Here is a 15,441-nt window from a genome sequence, read left to right as displayed (position 1 = left end):
AGAGAAGGTCCCTCATGGAAGGGTCCTTCTCTTTCTTACGTCAAAGCCATCTGTAATCCTTTTCTTAACTTTGTACATTTCCTGGTCGGCCTGATCGAGTATTGTAATAAAATCCTCGCTTCCGAAACAAAATTCATAAACACCTATACTGATACTGATGGGGATGCAGTGCTTGGCACAAAAGAAAGGTTCCCTGAAATGCTGGTGGATGTCCTGGCACAATTCCCACGCTGTCCGGTTACCCGCATACAATTCATGTACGATAATGAATTCATCACCGCTCAGTCGAAACACTTTCCCCTTCCCTTCAGCAAGATCGTGAAGCAAAAACGAGATATATCTTAATACTTCATCCCCGATTACATGTCCGTATGTATCATTGATTTGTTTGAACCTATCCACATCTAAAAAAAGAAGCGCATAATCTTTGTCATCATTATCCTGATTCAAGAAAAACTGCTGCAATGCCTGCCTATTCGGCAGACCGGTCAAATCATCATGATGAATCGCGTTCTGCGATTTTTCAAGATCAGCGATTGTCTTATTTATGTTTGTATTCAATTCTCCAAGAATGCCTTTCGTTTTGAGGCCTGACCTGGCTCTCAGATCCCCGTTCCGAACCGACTTCAACACCCCGTTGAAATAGTGGGTGAAACGTCTGACGAAATAATAAAAGACAAGATGGTTAATGATCCCGAGCATAATGCCTGCTGCTACAGATGCGATCAGGAATAGTGTGAAAAGATGATCAGGAATCGGAATCACTTGCGGAAGTATGAATGAAAAACCGAGGCCGATCAAAACGCCCAATCCTGTATAAACAAAGAACATCGTTAATAAATAGTCATTTTTCATGATCAAACGCCCTTTCTGGGGATCGGAAAAAATCAGATGATGCCTGACAGTTTACTGGCTTCACTCTTCAAAGACTCTGCAGAGTCCACAACTTCTTACTTCCTTCTGAATTTTTTCAGTTCCTTCTGATATATTCGAAATCTCTTTAGTGATATTTTCGATATTCTCCCTCACTTCCCCGATCGATTCTTCCACTTTTGTAGACAGCTTACGAACTTCTTTTGCAACAACATCGAATCCTCTGCCATGTTCCCCTGCACGGGCCGCTTCTATCGCTGCATTCAAAGAAAGCAGATTCGTCTGGGCTGCAATGTCGCGGATCGTCTTCACTATCCCTTGAATATCTTCCGCTTGAGAACTCAAACTGTTCAATACTTCTGTATTGTTCCTGGATCTTTTGGCTATTTCATCTATTTTATCGTTCAAATCTTCATGTTGGCTCATGCCTTCCTCCGCCTGGCTATTAAGCGTTGCTGACATTTGTGTAAGATTTATGACGACCTCATTGATATCCGTTTGTCTTTTGGTAATATCTGTCGCAACCTTCAACACCCCGACCACCTGGCTATTTTCATATACAGGCATATAGGTAGCTTCAAGCCAGACCCGGTTCCCAAGAGCATCTTTACGTTCAATTTTATCTTGAAAACTGCGTCCCCTGAGCAGATCTTCCCAGAAATCGTCGTAAGCTCTACTTTGAGAAAAATCTTCAAAACAGAACTTCTTGTGGTGCAGCCCGATCATATCTTCTGCCTTACGAAAATTCATCGTACTTGAAAAAATCTCATTCACATAAGAAACACGGCGATCCGTTCCGAATTGAATGATTGCCAGATTCTTATCGATCGCATTGAATAAAAACTCATGTCTGAAATTATCTTGCTCCCTCGTATGTAACATCAACAACAGTCCTCTCCATCGTAATTTCCAACCTATTACGTCATTCTTAAGTCCTATTTCTTTTGGTTAGGTCGATTATACGTGCAGGGGTTTTAGGAAGCAATTCTGAATGTGCCAAAATGTATATACCCTGATTAAGGAGGTAATAAGCACTAGATTAAATTTTTAGATTTTTTTGCGCCGAAAATAAAAACTCAGCTGCCTAAACCAGCAGCTGAGTTTCAACTTTATCCCTTGATCATCGTGATGAATTCATTTGTGTCGTTAAAAAACGTGTCCACCTTTACAAAACCAAGATTCTCGTATAATCGAATCGCTCGTTTATTGAAGGTTGCGACGGAGAGCCTGATTGGCAGGGTTCCTTTCTGATTGCCAATCTGTTCAATGATAAAACGGGCAAACTCATACCCATTTCCTTTTCCGGTGAGGACAGGGTCCATTCCTAGTCCCATATCGACACATGCTTCTTCATATACACCGTAGTCATAGCCGGCTGGAACTCTAGCACTCGTTCCAGTACAGAAAAAGCCGATGAATGTTTCGTTCTCGAAGACTGCCTGATAACTGCCATCGAGTCTTTCAGCGATCGTTTCAGCATCTGCTTGAACATTGTATAAATCATAAGGAGGCTGGTACCTCCACTGAAGTGACTGTTTAGCGAGAAATTCAGTCATTGGCTGGACAAACTTCGTCATATGCATTCTCCTCTATCTTTCAAGTACTATGAATTTAACAAAATAGCAGTGCAAAGACACACTATCAGATAGCGTTTCCAAAAGTGGCTTCATGCTAACAAACATTCATGATTGTACAGGTAAGCATAACGTAAATCGATGAATAAAAAATGCTGATCCGTAAGCGGGACACTGAAGGTCCGTACCATTTCTTTTGTTTCTATATCAGAATAGAGTTCAGATAACAGCCCTGTATTCAGTACCTTCATCTGCACGACGCTTTCCAGAAAATAGGGACGGAACGCCCAGTTCGAGCCGCGTTTATGTGGTTCCAGTTCCCATTTATCTTCTCTTTTTCTAAAGTTGGCAGACACTTGCTGACCATCGATATGACAAACGAACATACGAAAGCTTTCGTCGTGGAATTGCTCTGTCACCCATTCTATGAATGCATCCGATTTCTTCGGTCCTTCCCACTTGGGTAGCAATCCTTTGACTTTGTTTTCCCATTTTTTCACGAATCCGTAACGTTGTTCGAGAAGGTTCTTTTCCCGTTGGACATACCCCGCTACTTTCTCCCCTAAATCATTGGTAAGCGATGCCTTGTCGACAAGATCGAAGGCTGGATAGGCTAGGTAAAAACCTTGATAATAACGGCTCCCGTGTTTCCAAGCGAAATAAAGCTCGAAATCATCTTCAATGTTTTCAAAGAGGATAGCCGCCCCGATTCGGTTGGCGAGCATGGACAAAGAGTAGACGATGTCCTGGAAAATATCACTGTTCTGTTTGCGGATGATGCTGGCATCGATTTTTAATATATGAGGCTCCAGTTGGCGGATCCGGTCGATGTTCGAGCTTTTGGCCCCTACATGATCGACCGCAATCTGGATCCCGTACGTTTTATAGTAGAGAAGCAAGTGACTTAAGGACTCAAAATCTTCATCGAACTCGTGCTCTGTCACTTCAATGACCACCCGGTCTAAACTAAAGCCCTTTTGTTCGTAGACCAGCAGCGTTTCAAGTAAGTCCTCTCCTTCATTCATCATTAGCTGCCCTGCGTTCCGGTTGATGAACAATAGACCTTTTTTATTCTTTTCAAGCATCTCTGTCATCGCAAGTCTTAATATATGTTGGTCGACTTCCGCTTTGAACTCTTCCGGAACCTCAGGGTCATGGAAGAAAGGGCCGAGACTACACCACTCATTCTCATGCTGATAACGTCCGAGTACTTCATAGCCATTGATGTCATGGTTGATCGCACTGACAATCGGCTGGAAGACGGGCTTGATCTTATGTAAGTTTCCTATGATATCTAATGGATCCATATGTCCCCTCCTCTATACACTTCTATTGTATCATTATACATTAAGTTGACTTTGTCACTAAATGATAGAATACAATTTATCTTGAATCTAATACAATCAACCATACAAGCTGTCTTATATTTTCATATAATAGTTGGAAGTCTAGAAAGGAGACTGACTAAATTATGAAGACTATTGTCATAGACGCCGGTCATGGAGGGTCTGATCCCGGAGCAACCTATCAGGGAAGCCAGGAAAAAACCTTCAACTTATCCATCGCTTTGAATGTCCAGCGTATATTATCGCAGAATTACGAAGTGGAAATCATTATGACACGTACGTCTGACGTAACTCTGTCCCTTGGCGCCCGTACACAGCTCGCCAATCAAAGGAATGCGGATTTCTTCTTGTCCATTCACAATAATGCAGCTGGTGGAAGCGGGTTCGAAAGTTACATTTACAATGGCCCGTTAGTTCCTACTACCCAAGCTTATCAAAACACCATCCACGATCGCATTATCAACACTGTCGGACCGAAATACAATGTCAGCAACCGCGGTAAGAAAGAGGCGAACTTCCATGTGCTGAGAGAATCAGACATGAGTGCACTTCTTCTCGAAATTTTGTTTGTCGACAACCCTGGCGACCTTGCCCTTCTGAAGAATTCTTCCTTCATCAATGATGTAAGCAGAAGCATCGCTGAAGGTGTAGCAGACGCTTTGAATCTACCTGGGAAGACACAACCACAACCTGCCCCCGGAGATCTTTACAGGGTCATTGCCGGTTCGTTTCGCAATCGTGAAAATGCAGAAAATCGAATCGAATTTCTTGCCAATCAAGGGATTGCATCATTTGTAGTACAGACGACCATCTCTGGAACTGTCTATTACCGTGTCCAGGCTGGCGCTTATGAGCAAGAGAAGAATGCCAAAGATCAAGTAGCTCGTTTAAAAAGCATCGGAATTACCGGAGCATTCATTGTAAGGGAAACGGGGACCACACCTCCAACACCTGCTCCGGAACCTCCACAAGAAGAAGGCTACTCTATTCTTGGTGATCAGTATTTGAATGCCTGCCAGCTTGACGATTTTGTAAAAACAGTCAACCCTGATGCCCCTGACCTCGGACGATTCTATATGAAGTACGGAAATGCTTACGGCATTCGCGGCGATATCGCTTATGCCCAAGCCATTCACGAAACAGATTATTTCCGGTTCACCGGCCTCGTTGATGCAGACCAAAACAACTATGCAGGCATCGGTGCTACAGGACCAGGGAATCCTGGTGCGACATTCAGCTCTCCTGAAGAAGGCGTTCATGCACAAATACAGCACCTTTACGCATATGCCTCCACGGAAGCTATCCCGACCGGTTACGCAAAAGTAGATCCAAGGTTTGACCTCGTCAGCCGTGGAAGTGGGAAGACATGGATACAGCTCAATGGAAAATGGGCTGTCCCCGGCACAACTTACGGTCAAAGCATCTTATCCATCTATGAGCGTAATATCGATCATGCCATCGAAGAAATGGACCAACAGAAACAAGTGTTGCAAGATGTGTTAGAAGAATTATAAAAAAAGAGTGGGATAAAAGAATTTTTCCACTATAAAACCCGAACGAATTTGTTCGGGTTTTCTTTATGAAGCAATAAATGCATACGCCTCTACGACAACATACTTGAGGCCACTGAAAAACACTTTTCAACCTAGAGGAACTGTTAAAGTTTGTTGTTGCTTCTCACGAATCGCTTGTCGGTGGATGCTTGCCGCGGGCACGGCCTCAGCTAACTTGGTCAAGAAGATCACTTGACCAAGTGGATCTTCGACTCGTGCTTTCCCCGCAGGAGGGAGTCTACGTATGTTGCCTACGCTTCATTTGATTCATTCTACCCTAATGTTCGTCTTTTCCAGTGGCAGTCATCGTTTTGTCTCAACCTCGGAGGCTCATTTATCCTCTTCACCCTCGAGCACTCGATCCAGTGAAGATTTGTTTTTCTCTGGTTCTTCTCTTTCAACTTTCATCCATTCCCTTTTATGTACCTGCTGGATCACACGAGCGGTCTTGGATTGATCGGTTCCTTCTTTGACCGCATTTCTTATGACATAATGTAAAATAGTAAAGAAAATGATCGCTGCAATAATAATGACTAAAACCATAATAACTCCTTCTCATCTTTTTATTTGAAAACTCTCTCTCTGATCCTTCCACTCTACTGCCACATCAATTTGTTCCATCTCCTCCACATCTACCCCCTGGAATGAAATCGTGTTCCAGTATTGCTTTTCGTCTGGCGGGGATCCTTCAAAGTTGATTGTCGAATTTCCCGACTGATTTTCCATTTCATATGAAAAAATCATCTCCTCAACGTCAGACAGATCTTCAAGTTCACCTTTATAAGTGTAATAAAGATCGTAAGTTTGCCCGGGATCCCCCTCGATATAATCCAATTGTGCATGCCAGTTTTGACTCTGCCCTTCATAAACATAACGATCGTCTAATTCACATCCAGCTAACAGGATCACCAGGAAAATGACGACCATGATGGAGCGATTGGCCTTTATCACTAACATCACCTCCTGTTCTATGATGTACGGGAGGGACGGATCAATGGTTTCACTCAACTTCATACAAATGAGGGATCGAACTAGCTGCGCCCTCACGTGAGACTGCAATACTCGCGGCTTTTGATGCTATGCGGAGAGCATTTACTGTTTTCATATCATTAAAGATGCCACTTAAGAAGTAACCGAGAAAGGTATCCCCGGCTGCTGTCGTATCGATGACATCCACTTGAAAGCTTTTCTGCTTTACCGTTTCAATTTCACTTTGATAAATGACTCCTTGCGCACCTAGTGTCAATACAACCTTCAGCTGCGGAAACTCCCCATGGAAAGAAGCCAATATTTTCTCAGGATCCCTATGGCCGGTCAATCTCTCCCCTTCCACTTCGTTCACAATAAGGTAAGTGATTTTGGACAAATCCAACTGTAACAGTGGCTCGGTCATTGGAGAAGGATTCAGGGCAATGAACATTCCTTTTTTATACCCTTTTTCTATGATGATATCCAAGTCATTGATTTCGTTTTGCAAAACGAGCAAATCTCCTGCTTCAAATCGTGATAAAACGTGGTCAATGTGATGATGGCCAATCTCTTTGTTCGCTCCTCCGAATAGTAGAATGCTGTTTTCACCAGTATCTGTAACTTGGATGATGGCATGTCCAGTGACTGACCCATCCCCTTCAATAAATTCTGTATGTACACCATTCTTCTGTAATTCCGTTAATAAAAAAGCGCCATCGGGCCCGATTTTTCCTGCGTGGTAGACGTCTGCCCCGGCCCTGGATAAAGCAATCGATTGATTCAAACCTTTTCCTCCACAATATTCGCTGTAATTAAGCGATGAAAGTGTCTCACCTTCTCGGACAAAATGCGGAACACGATAGACTTTATCAATATTCAATGAACCGTAATTAAGTATTTTCAAACTGAACTCCCCCCTCTCTTTATTTTAACATTTTTTTATTTCGTATCATTCAAACTGATATTTGATTGACACTTACACTTAAAGCACATAAACTAATAATCAAATGAATGTTTGAATATATAGGAGTGACATGATGACGAATATAAAGCGAAAAGATACTTGTGATACTTTTTGTTATGATGAAGAGCTCGTAGAACGAGTCCAGCCGCAAATCGAAGAGGTGAATGGTGTCGAGCTGATTTTCAAAGCTTTGTCAGATGCCACACGCTTGAAGATCGCCTATGCTATGACACTGGAAAATGAACTTTGTGTGTGTGATGTCGCCAACATCACCGGTTCAACTACGGCAACCGCTTCCCACCATTTACGACTGTTACGTAACATGGGGCTTGCCAAATATCGCAAAGAAGGCAAATTAGTCTTTTATTCGCTGGCTGACGATTACATCCATCAAATGGTGACCATCGCCCTTGCGCATAGTAAACAAACAGACCCTCAAGAAGCCAGGGAGCCATCAAAATGAGTGAACTTAAGAAAAACGAAACCTCCTGCTGCTCAACCGAAAAAACTGAAGCGGTGAGTTGCTGCGTATCGGATCAAACCTCTACTGCATCCAGTTGCTGTTCAGAAGATAGCAGCAGTGTAACGGGCGTTGAAAAAGAATATCGAGTGACGGGAATGGATTGTCCTTCCTGTGCACAAACGATTGAAAAGAATCTGATGCAGTCCCGAAATATTCGCGAAGTCAACATAAATTACAGCACAGCCAAAATGAAGGTAAAAGCTGATCAGGACAGTACCTTTTCCGATATCCCTGCAAAAGTGAAAAAGCTCGGGTTTGAGGCTGCCCCTGTAGAACAGGAAAAAGACGTTGAAACCTATAGCATTGAAGGTATGGATTGTGGTTCATGTGCTAAAACCATAGAAAAACACTTGATGAACCATCCAAAAGTCAAAGAAGTGAGCGTGAATTTCTCGACAGGCAAAATGCAAATCGATCACACGACTGATTCTGAAACGATTATGAAAGAAGTGCAGAAATCCGGTTTCCAAGCCTCCTTGTTTTCCAAGACGGAGTCAGCAGAAAAAGCTCCTTCTAAAAAGGACATAACGACTTGGATTTCCGGGATATTCCTCACTGGCGGTTTCGTTGCTTCCTTTACAGCGCTACCCGAATATTTGGTCATCCTTTTTTATGCGACAGCAATAGTCGTTGGAGGATGGAAACCAGCCAAAAGCGCCTTTTACTCAATCAAAAGCCGTTCGCTGGACATGAATGTGCTGATGGCGTCAGCCGCATTAGGTGCCGCGCTTATTGGGGAGTGGTTCGAAGGGGCAATGGTCGTCTGGCTCTTCGCTCTCGGAAACACATTACAAAATCGCTCGATTGAACGGACCCGTGATTCCATTCGTAGCTTGATCGACCTCACCCCATCAGAAGCCCTTGTAAAGCGCAACGCTGAATGGGTGACTTTACAAGTGAAAGAAATAGCTATCGGGGATACCATCCTCGTTAAACCAGGAGAAAAATTCCCGTTAGACGGTGAAATCACCAAAGGATCGACAAGTGTCAACCAGGCACCGATTACAGGAGAATCTCTTCCTGTAGATAAGAATATCGGGGACACTGTTTATGCAGGTACTGTCAATGAGAACGGTTCGATTGAAGTACATGTGACAAAACTCGTGGAAGATACGACAATCGCGAACATCATTCATTTAGTGGAAGAAGCACAAGAGAAAAAAGCACCCACACAAGCATTCGTCGATCGCTTCGCAAACGTCTATACTCCGATCGTGTTCTTATTGGCTCTACTCGTCATGGTCGGTCCTCCACTACTCGGATTCGGTACTTGGGGCGAATGGGTCTATAAAGGGCTTGCCTTGCTTGTCGTCGCATGCCCATGTGCCCTAGTCATATCCACCCCTGTTGCTATCGTCTCAGCTATCGGCAATGCAGCAAGGAACGGTGTGCTCATCAAAGGCGGAACATTCCTGGAAAAAGCCGGGACCATAAAAGCCATCGCCTTTGACAAAACAGGAACATTGACCGAAGGAAAACCAAAAGTCACAAAGGTATTTCCAATAAATGGTTCACCTGAGGAAATGTTAAGTGTTGCCCATACGATTGAAGCTCGTTCCAGTCACCCGATCGCTCAGGCCATTACCGATTATGCAAAGGAACGTTCTATAGAGGAGCGGCATGGAGAAGACTTTGAAGCGTTAGCAGGTAAAGGAGCGAAAGCAACGATAGAAGGTCTTTCCTACTTTGCAGGTAACCTCCGTCTATACGAAGAAATGAATGTTTCATTGGAGGAGAAGACACGCTCCGCTATTCATCAGCTGCAACAGGAGGGGCATACGGTCGTCATCATCGGTACAGCAAAAGAAATTACAGGGTTCATGGCTATATCGGATACGATTCGCCCAATCACGAAAGATGCTCTCCTTCGGTTGAAGGCAAGTGGCATTGAGGAAATCGTCATGTTGACAGGTGATAACAGAGGAACCGCCGCTAAAATGGCATCCTTAGCAGGAGTCGACCGATCTTTTTCAGAACTTTTACCTGAAGATAAAGTGACTGCCGTGAAAAAACTGCAGTCAGAAGGGAAAGAGGTGGCCATGGTCGGCGATGGAATTAATGATGCACCAGCCCTTGCTACCGCAGATCTTGGAATCGCCATGGGTGGCGCTGGTACTGATACCGCAATGGAAACTGCCGATATCGTATTGATGGCTGACAATTTAGAAAAACTTCCTTATACGATTCGTCTCAGTCGCCGGGCATTGAAAATCATCAAACAGAATGTGTGGTTTGCGCTGATTACGAAATTCGCTGCATTAATCCTCATATTCCCTGGAATTCTTACACTTTGGATGGCGGTACTAAGTGATACTGGTGCCGCGTTGATCGTCATTTTGAACAGCATGCGGTTGTTGAAACAAAAATAAGTGAACTCACTGGAGCTGTTAAAGTTTGTTGTTGCTTCTCACGAATCACTTGTCGGTGGGTGCTTGCCGCGGGCACGGCCTCAGCTAACTTGGTCAAGAAGATCACTTGACCAAGTGAATCTTCGGCTCGCGCTATTCCCGCAGGCGTCACCACCGACCGCTCATCGTGGAATCAACCAGGTCCATCTGATAAGAGTGATTTTCTTGTAAATTGAAAAAAAGCCGAGTTGAACGACAAAATCGTCCAACTCGGCTTCTTTATTTGATGCATAGCTCAAAAAGTTGCAGTTCTTCACTTGCCTCGAATTCTCCTAGCGTTTTTGTGTTTACTTACCTTTCATCCTTAGCATAAGAACCGCTAGTTTCATTGATTTCTCCCAGTTCGATGCGGTTGCCGTCAGGGTCCTGGAGGACAGCGATCGTTCCCCAGTCAAATTCCAGTCGTTCCTGTGAAAAGTCGATACCTCTTTGTTTTAATACTTTTACTTGTTCCTCTAAATGATGCACGTCAAAACGGAGAACGACAGGATTCTGCGCACGATTTTTTTCGTACATGAATCCGACACCCTCCTGTTCCACCATCAAATAACCCTGCGGTAATTCGAACGTGGTGAGGGTATCTTTTACATTTCTCACTTCCAGTCGTAATCCGTTCTTATAGAAATTGATACAATCCTCATAATGTTCAACGAACAAAATTATTCCGAATTCGCGGAAATTCATAATATCCTCCTCTATCTTGGCATTTTCAAAGCATACCCTTCACTTGCTTATGTATTGCTTCCCTCAAACTGTCTAACTCCTGCATATCGAGTAATTTGGAATCGCCCTTTTGAACAGCTATCACTTTTCGTAAAACAGATTGATATTCAGGCAGTTGAAGAAGCCCCCATTCTCCCGCTTCCAGCTTAGAATTAATCATCCCGTCCAGCAAGTATCGATAGACCCGGAGCATATTCAAAATACTATAGACGGGGTCATCATCCATGTCTTCCAAACAATCCTGATAGTCTGCAAGAATCGCATGTTTATAATCTTCGACAGGGATGGCAGGAAAAACCTCCTTAATCGGCGATCCGTAAAGCACTTGCCCTCTCTTGTTTAAAATAGTCAGGTGGGCCGCTAAATCAGCGTCTCTCATTCCTCCCTTATTGAAGTACACCGCTGGCTTCATTTCAAAATGCTCCCGCCAATCTTCACTGAAATGATAATCGAACAAACAAGGATGCTTCCAATGCTGCAATTGTTCCTTATTCAAAACACTGATTTCAATTGGAAATGGATGGTCGGATCGCGCCAATAAATATTCTGTAAGCAGCCTGTACTGTTCATTTTCCAAAGCCTGATCTGTCACTGCGATCACATCGATGTCGCTACTCTCAGGAAAAAAACTGCTCATAGCGAGCGAACCATGTAAATACACACCTACCAATCGATCACCTGCGATGTCTTTGATTTTACCTACCAAGTGCTCCAACACTTCCTTCACCAAAGTCCTTCCCTCCTATACTCTCTGTAAATGCGTATCTTTGAATCCACTTGGATATTTCAAACCGAATCCAAGCATCCTGTCCATCCCTATATGAGCCATCCATATGATCGCTATAGAAAACAGCCATTCATTTGTAATGAAAAATGCCAGTATGACAACAAAAATCGGGATAAGATAACTGTGGAAAATGTTATACAGAATACTCCCGATCTGTTCATTGAAAGCATACCCGATCATAGAAATGTCGGGGACGAACAACAAAAGAATGAACCACAGCCAGCTGTGATTTTCCAGGATGGAATAGAAATAGAGAGAAGCTAGTAAAACAAATAAACCTTCAAAACGGAGAAGTTTTTGTGTCATTGATCAATCGCCTGCTTTCTTGTTTTCCTTTCGTTAATTGATACGTAATGAAACTCAATACGTTTCATTTTCTAGACACAGGATGATAATACAAGTGTTACTATATCCCCATTCTCATAATTATAAGAACGTTTCCAATCTATGGTTTCATAATAGCTAAATGCACTCTCTATGTCATAATCATTCGGGTTAGCTGGTACTAACCAAAATCGGCGGGCATTCTTATGTCCTCTTTCAATTTGATGATAATATTTACTCTTTGTAGTATTGTATTTTTCAGCTAGGAATCTTGCTGCCTCTTGAATATTTTTTGCAGCAAATAAAAACTTGTTGTTTATATGCTTCTGAAAGTTTTTCAGGTACTTTTTCACATTTATAATTGCTTTACTATCACTTTCGGTTGATATACGGACTACCTCAATCATACTATAATAGGAACTGATATTGGAATAATATCCCTGATTGCAAATTAATGGTAGACTCGTTTTTATCTTGAAGGAGGTCTTTCATGAATTCTTATTCTTCTCAAGTTAGAACAAAAATGATGGGAAAGTACAGCAAGCTTGGAACTCCAGGAAAATGGTATCTGGGAGAAGCCCCTGCAAACCCTCAGCCTGGTATTGCTCCTCTCGTATTCATTCATGGAATCAATAGCTCTTCCTACACATGGTGGGAGGATAATGATATGTATGAATTGGCTCGAGAGCATGGCTACGAGACAGCGTTCATTGATGTATCGCCTGTAAAGGATATGTGGGACAACGGTCTATTATTAGCAACGATCATCCCTGACCTTTATGAACATTTTGGTGAGCGATTAACTGTAATCGCTCATAGTAAAGGCGGAATAGACACCCAGGCAGCACTTTTGCATTATGGTGCTCTCCCTTACGTTCATGAGATCATTACACTATCTTCACCGCACCATGGTTCGCAGCTCGCGAATCTGGCTTACAGCAGTTGGGCTTCCTGGCTCGCAGATATAATCGGGAGTAAAAATGATGCCACGTTTTCTCTTCAAACAGGGTACATGAGCTACTACAGAAGTCAAACGGACTCCCTGCCGACAATTGATCATGTCCCTACTTTTACATTCGGGGGAACAGGCTGGGGAGCCTTTGGTACATCTTTATTCTGGGGTGGATTATACTTAAGAAGTTTTGGTGCAAATGACGGGGTTGTTACAGTTGAGAGTTCAAGGCTTCCTTATGCAACAGAAATTCGGGTAGACGACTGGAACCATTATGAAATAAAACGGGGTAGTTCTACCTTCCCCTATTTACAAGACTACTTATCAGAGGGTGGAAGAATCCCCATCACTCAAACGGTCAATGTCGCCAGTCATTCCCCACAAGCTTACCATCCCTCATATCATCAAGGCGGAGTTTACAGAGGATCTATTGTGGAGGTTTTTGAAGTAGAAGAAGAGGTAAAAGAAGTGATCGTCGACTGGGTCAGCAACCAGCCAGACCCTCTCCTTACCTTATTTCATCCAGATGGAAGCAAAGATTATCAAATGATAACAACAGCTGATAGTGAGATTTTCGAAGGAGCCTACCATCACACATTCACCCTTGTATCTCCTGAAAAGGGCAGTTGGAAGCTCCAATCGACTTCTCCCTATGAACGATACCTGCTATCGGTAGCTTATGAAAGTCCGATTAATGAAGAACTTGAAGTGATCGTCGATGCTGATTTGAATTTACTCTTCCAGACCAAAGACAGCTATTTAATTTGGAATAATCAAAGGAAATTAACTGCAGATATCCGCTTAGCTTTTATCAGAAAAGGAGAACGGCAATCGAAAACCAATAGCTGGAAGAACATCAACCAGACCATTTTCACAAAGATTCCTAAATACGGAGAGGGAATCTATAATATTACAGTCGATGTTCATGGTAAAACAGTAAACAACGATGCTTTTAATCGCACCATTATCCTTTCCGTTTATGTCGATCAAGACGGGAACATATACCAATAAATAAAGCCTTTTTATCAATGTTGTATCTGTTAAAAGAATCTGGAGTAAGGGCGTTCTTTTTATAGTAAATCTCTTTGCCATTATACGCTGCCCCTCCTATGCGTCGCTATAGGGTTATCGCACTTTGGGTTCAGTTACTTTCACTAAAAAAAGGTCCACCGGCGTCGGTGGACCTTTTAATCGATTAATATAATTGTTGAAGCGCAGCTTTATCAAATGGCTGCAAATCTTCCGCACGGCCTTCGCGGATTTTTTTCACCCATTCAGGATCGATTAATAGAGAGCGTCCGATGGCCACAAGGTCGAACTCATCATTTTCGAGTTTTCCCATGAGGTTATCGAGACTGGTGGCTTCCGCTGAATTAAAGCTTGTGAATTCTCCATTTAAGCCGACGGAACCTACAGAAATAACCGGTTTACCTGAGAGTTTCTTCGTCCAGCCTGCGAGATTCAAGTCAGAACCTTCAAATTCAGGTTCCCAGAAGCGGCGTGTAGAACAGTGGAAGATATCCACTCCAGCTGATACAAGCGGCTGCAGGAAACTGTCCAGTTCTTCTGATGTTTTCGCGAGTTTTGCATTAAAGTCGTTCATTTTCCATTGAGAGAAACGGAAGATGATCGGGAAGTCTGGTCCGACTTCGCGGCGGCACGCTTCGATGATTTCCACAGCAAACTGTGTGCGGCCAACGATGTCTCCGCCGAAGCGATCTGTGCGCTTGTTCGTTTGTTCCCAGAAAAACTGGTCAATCAGGTACCCATGAGCCCCGTGAAGCTCAATGGCATCAAAGCCGAGGCGTTTAGCGTCAGCAGCAGCCTGCGCATATGCTTCCACTAGCTGTTCCGTTTCCTCTGTCGTCAGCGGCTCCGTTACTTGTTCACCGTCAAGGCTTAAACCGGAAGGACCAACAGGCAGGGCCTCCTCATTTGGGAGCTCACCTTTTTTCCGAGTCATGCCGACATGCCAAAGCTGTGGTGCTATTTTGCCGCCTGCTTTATGCACTTCGTCAACCACGTGCTTCCAGCCATTTAATGACTCTTCTCCGTGGAAAAGCGGAATGCTTGCACCTGATACAGAAGAGGGATGGTTAATTCCGGTTCCTTCTGTAACGATCAGACCTACACCATTTTCCGCACGGCGCCGGTAATAAGCAGCGACATCCTCGCCAGGTATCCCCTCTGGAGAAAATCCGCGTGTCATAGGTGCCATGACTGTACGGTTGTCCAAGTCTAATTTTTCACTATGGAATGCCTCAAATAGAGGTTCGATGGATTTATTTGTAGTTGATGTCAATGTATAGCCTCCTCTTTCTTACCTTGCATATTATGACAAATGCATCCAAGAAAGAGAAATAATCTGCTTGAGTACTCGCACGCTGATCGAACTCCCCCTTTTTCTGGCATAGATTAATGGCAGGATTTATTTATGAAGCTATT

At 43.4% G+C, this 15,441-nt stretch carries 17 protein-coding genes; 4 read left to right on the top strand and 13 right to left on the bottom strand.

Annotation, left to right across the window (positions count from 1 at the left end; genetic code table 11):
- Positions 1–12 precede the first annotated feature (12 nt).
- The 4 genes from HLI_RS20480 to HLI_RS20465 all read right to left on the bottom strand — a co-directional run bounded on the left by HLI_RS20480 (position 13) and on the right by HLI_RS20465 (position 3,754).
- On the bottom strand, positions 13–855 hold the full coding sequence (locus HLI_RS20480; RefSeq protein WP_128526740.1) for a GGDEF domain-containing protein: 843 nt from the start codon (positions 853–855) through the stop codon (positions 13–15).
- A gap of 60 nt (positions 856–915) precedes the next feature.
- Positions 916–1,755, bottom strand: a complete 840-nt coding sequence (locus tag HLI_RS22180; protein ID WP_164908617.1) for a methyl-accepting chemotaxis protein — start codon at positions 1,753–1,755, stop codon at positions 916–918.
- A 227-nt stretch (positions 1,756–1,982) separates the two neighbouring features.
- Complete coding sequence (locus HLI_RS20470) at positions 1,983–2,450, bottom strand: GNAT family N-acetyltransferase (protein ID WP_128526739.1); 468 nt, start codon at positions 2,448–2,450, stop codon at positions 1,983–1,985.
- An 89-nt stretch (positions 2,451–2,539) separates the two neighbouring features.
- Entirely contained in the window at positions 2,540–3,754 is a 1,215-nt protein-coding gene (locus HLI_RS20465) for an EAL domain-containing protein (protein WP_128526738.1), read from the bottom strand.
- Positions 3,755–3,918: 164 nt separating this feature from the next.
- Here HLI_RS20465 and HLI_RS20460 point away from each other — a divergent pair, with 164 nt between their 5' ends.
- Complete coding sequence (locus HLI_RS20460; protein ID WP_128526737.1) at positions 3,919–5,307, top strand: N-acetylmuramoyl-L-alanine amidase; 1,389 nt, start codon at positions 3,919–3,921, stop codon at positions 5,305–5,307.
- A 369-nt stretch (positions 5,308–5,676) separates the two neighbouring features.
- Here HLI_RS20460 and HLI_RS20455 read toward each other — a convergent pair whose 3' ends face one another.
- Genes HLI_RS20455 through HLI_RS20445 form a run of 3 tightly spaced genes read right to left on the bottom strand, consistent with a single transcriptional unit; the run spans position 5,677 to position 7,219 of the window.
- Entirely contained in the window at positions 5,677–5,889 is a 213-nt protein-coding gene (locus HLI_RS20455) for a hypothetical protein (protein WP_128526736.1), read from the bottom strand.
- Positions 5,890–5,901: 12 nt separating this feature from the next.
- Positions 5,902–6,297: a TorF family putative porin gene (locus HLI_RS20450; protein ID WP_128526735.1), complete on the bottom strand. Its 396-nt coding sequence runs from the start codon at positions 6,295–6,297 to the stop codon at positions 5,902–5,904.
- 49 nt (positions 6,298–6,346) lie between these two features.
- Positions 6,347–7,219: a ribokinase gene (locus HLI_RS20445; RefSeq protein WP_128526734.1), complete on the bottom strand. Its 873-nt coding sequence runs from the start codon at positions 7,217–7,219 to the stop codon at positions 6,347–6,349.
- Between the two features lie 133 nt (positions 7,220–7,352).
- Here HLI_RS20445 and HLI_RS20440 point away from each other — a divergent pair, with 133 nt between their 5' ends.
- Positions 7,353–7,742, top strand: a complete 390-nt coding sequence (locus tag HLI_RS20440) for an ArsR/SmtB family transcription factor (RefSeq protein ID WP_128526733.1) — start codon at positions 7,353–7,355, stop codon at positions 7,740–7,742.
- A complete protein-coding gene (locus HLI_RS20435) occupies positions 7,739–10,171 on the top strand; it encodes a heavy metal translocating P-type ATPase (RefSeq protein ID WP_128526732.1) in 2,433 nt (810 codons plus the stop codon). The genes HLI_RS20440 and HLI_RS20435 overlap by 4 nt, the downstream gene beginning before the upstream one ends.
- Here HLI_RS20435 and HLI_RS20430 read toward each other — a convergent pair.
- From HLI_RS20430 to HLI_RS21845, 5 genes are all read right to left on the bottom strand, one after another.
- Positions 10,134–10,325, bottom strand: a complete 192-nt coding sequence (locus tag HLI_RS20430) for a hypothetical protein (protein WP_128526731.1) — start codon at positions 10,323–10,325, stop codon at positions 10,134–10,136. The two genes, HLI_RS20435 and HLI_RS20430, sit on opposite strands and share 38 nt — an antisense overlap.
- 176 nt (positions 10,326–10,501) lie before the next feature.
- Positions 10,502–10,894 (bottom strand): VOC family protein, encoded by a 393-nt coding sequence (locus tag HLI_RS20425; protein WP_128526730.1) that lies wholly within the window; start codon positions 10,892–10,894, stop codon positions 10,502–10,504.
- 25 nt (positions 10,895–10,919) lie between these two features.
- Positions 10,920–11,660, bottom strand: coding sequence for an aminoglycoside adenylyltransferase domain-containing protein (locus HLI_RS20420; protein WP_241656021.1), 741 nt, complete (start codon positions 11,658–11,660; stop codon positions 10,920–10,922).
- A gap of 15 nt (positions 11,661–11,675) precedes the next feature.
- Entirely contained in the window at positions 11,676–12,026 is a 351-nt protein-coding gene (locus HLI_RS20415; RefSeq protein ID WP_128526728.1) for a DUF4260 domain-containing protein, read from the bottom strand.
- A 71-nt stretch (positions 12,027–12,097) separates the two neighbouring features.
- A complete protein-coding gene (locus HLI_RS21845; protein WP_164908616.1) occupies positions 12,098–12,397 on the bottom strand; it encodes a hypothetical protein in 300 nt (99 codons plus the stop codon).
- A 137-nt stretch (positions 12,398–12,534) separates the two neighbouring features.
- Here HLI_RS21845 and HLI_RS20410 point away from each other — a divergent pair, with 137 nt between their 5' ends.
- Entirely contained in the window at positions 12,535–14,007 is a 1,473-nt protein-coding gene (locus HLI_RS20410; protein ID WP_128526727.1) for an esterase/lipase family protein, read from the top strand.
- A gap of 184 nt (positions 14,008–14,191) precedes the next feature.
- On the opposite strand, the gene HLI_RS20405 is transcribed toward HLI_RS20410, so the two are convergent.
- Complete coding sequence (locus tag HLI_RS20405) at positions 14,192–15,298, bottom strand: NADH:flavin oxidoreductase (protein ID WP_128526726.1); 1,107 nt, start codon at positions 15,296–15,298, stop codon at positions 14,192–14,194.
- Between the last annotated feature and the right edge of the window lie 143 nt (positions 15,299–15,441).

Source organism: Halobacillus litoralis, assembly GCF_004101865.1.
In the GTDB taxonomy this organism is placed as follows: Bacteria; Bacillota; Bacilli; order Bacillales; family Halobacillaceae; genus Halobacillus; species Halobacillus litoralis_A.
This window is presented reverse-complemented; position numbering and strand designations above follow the sequence as displayed.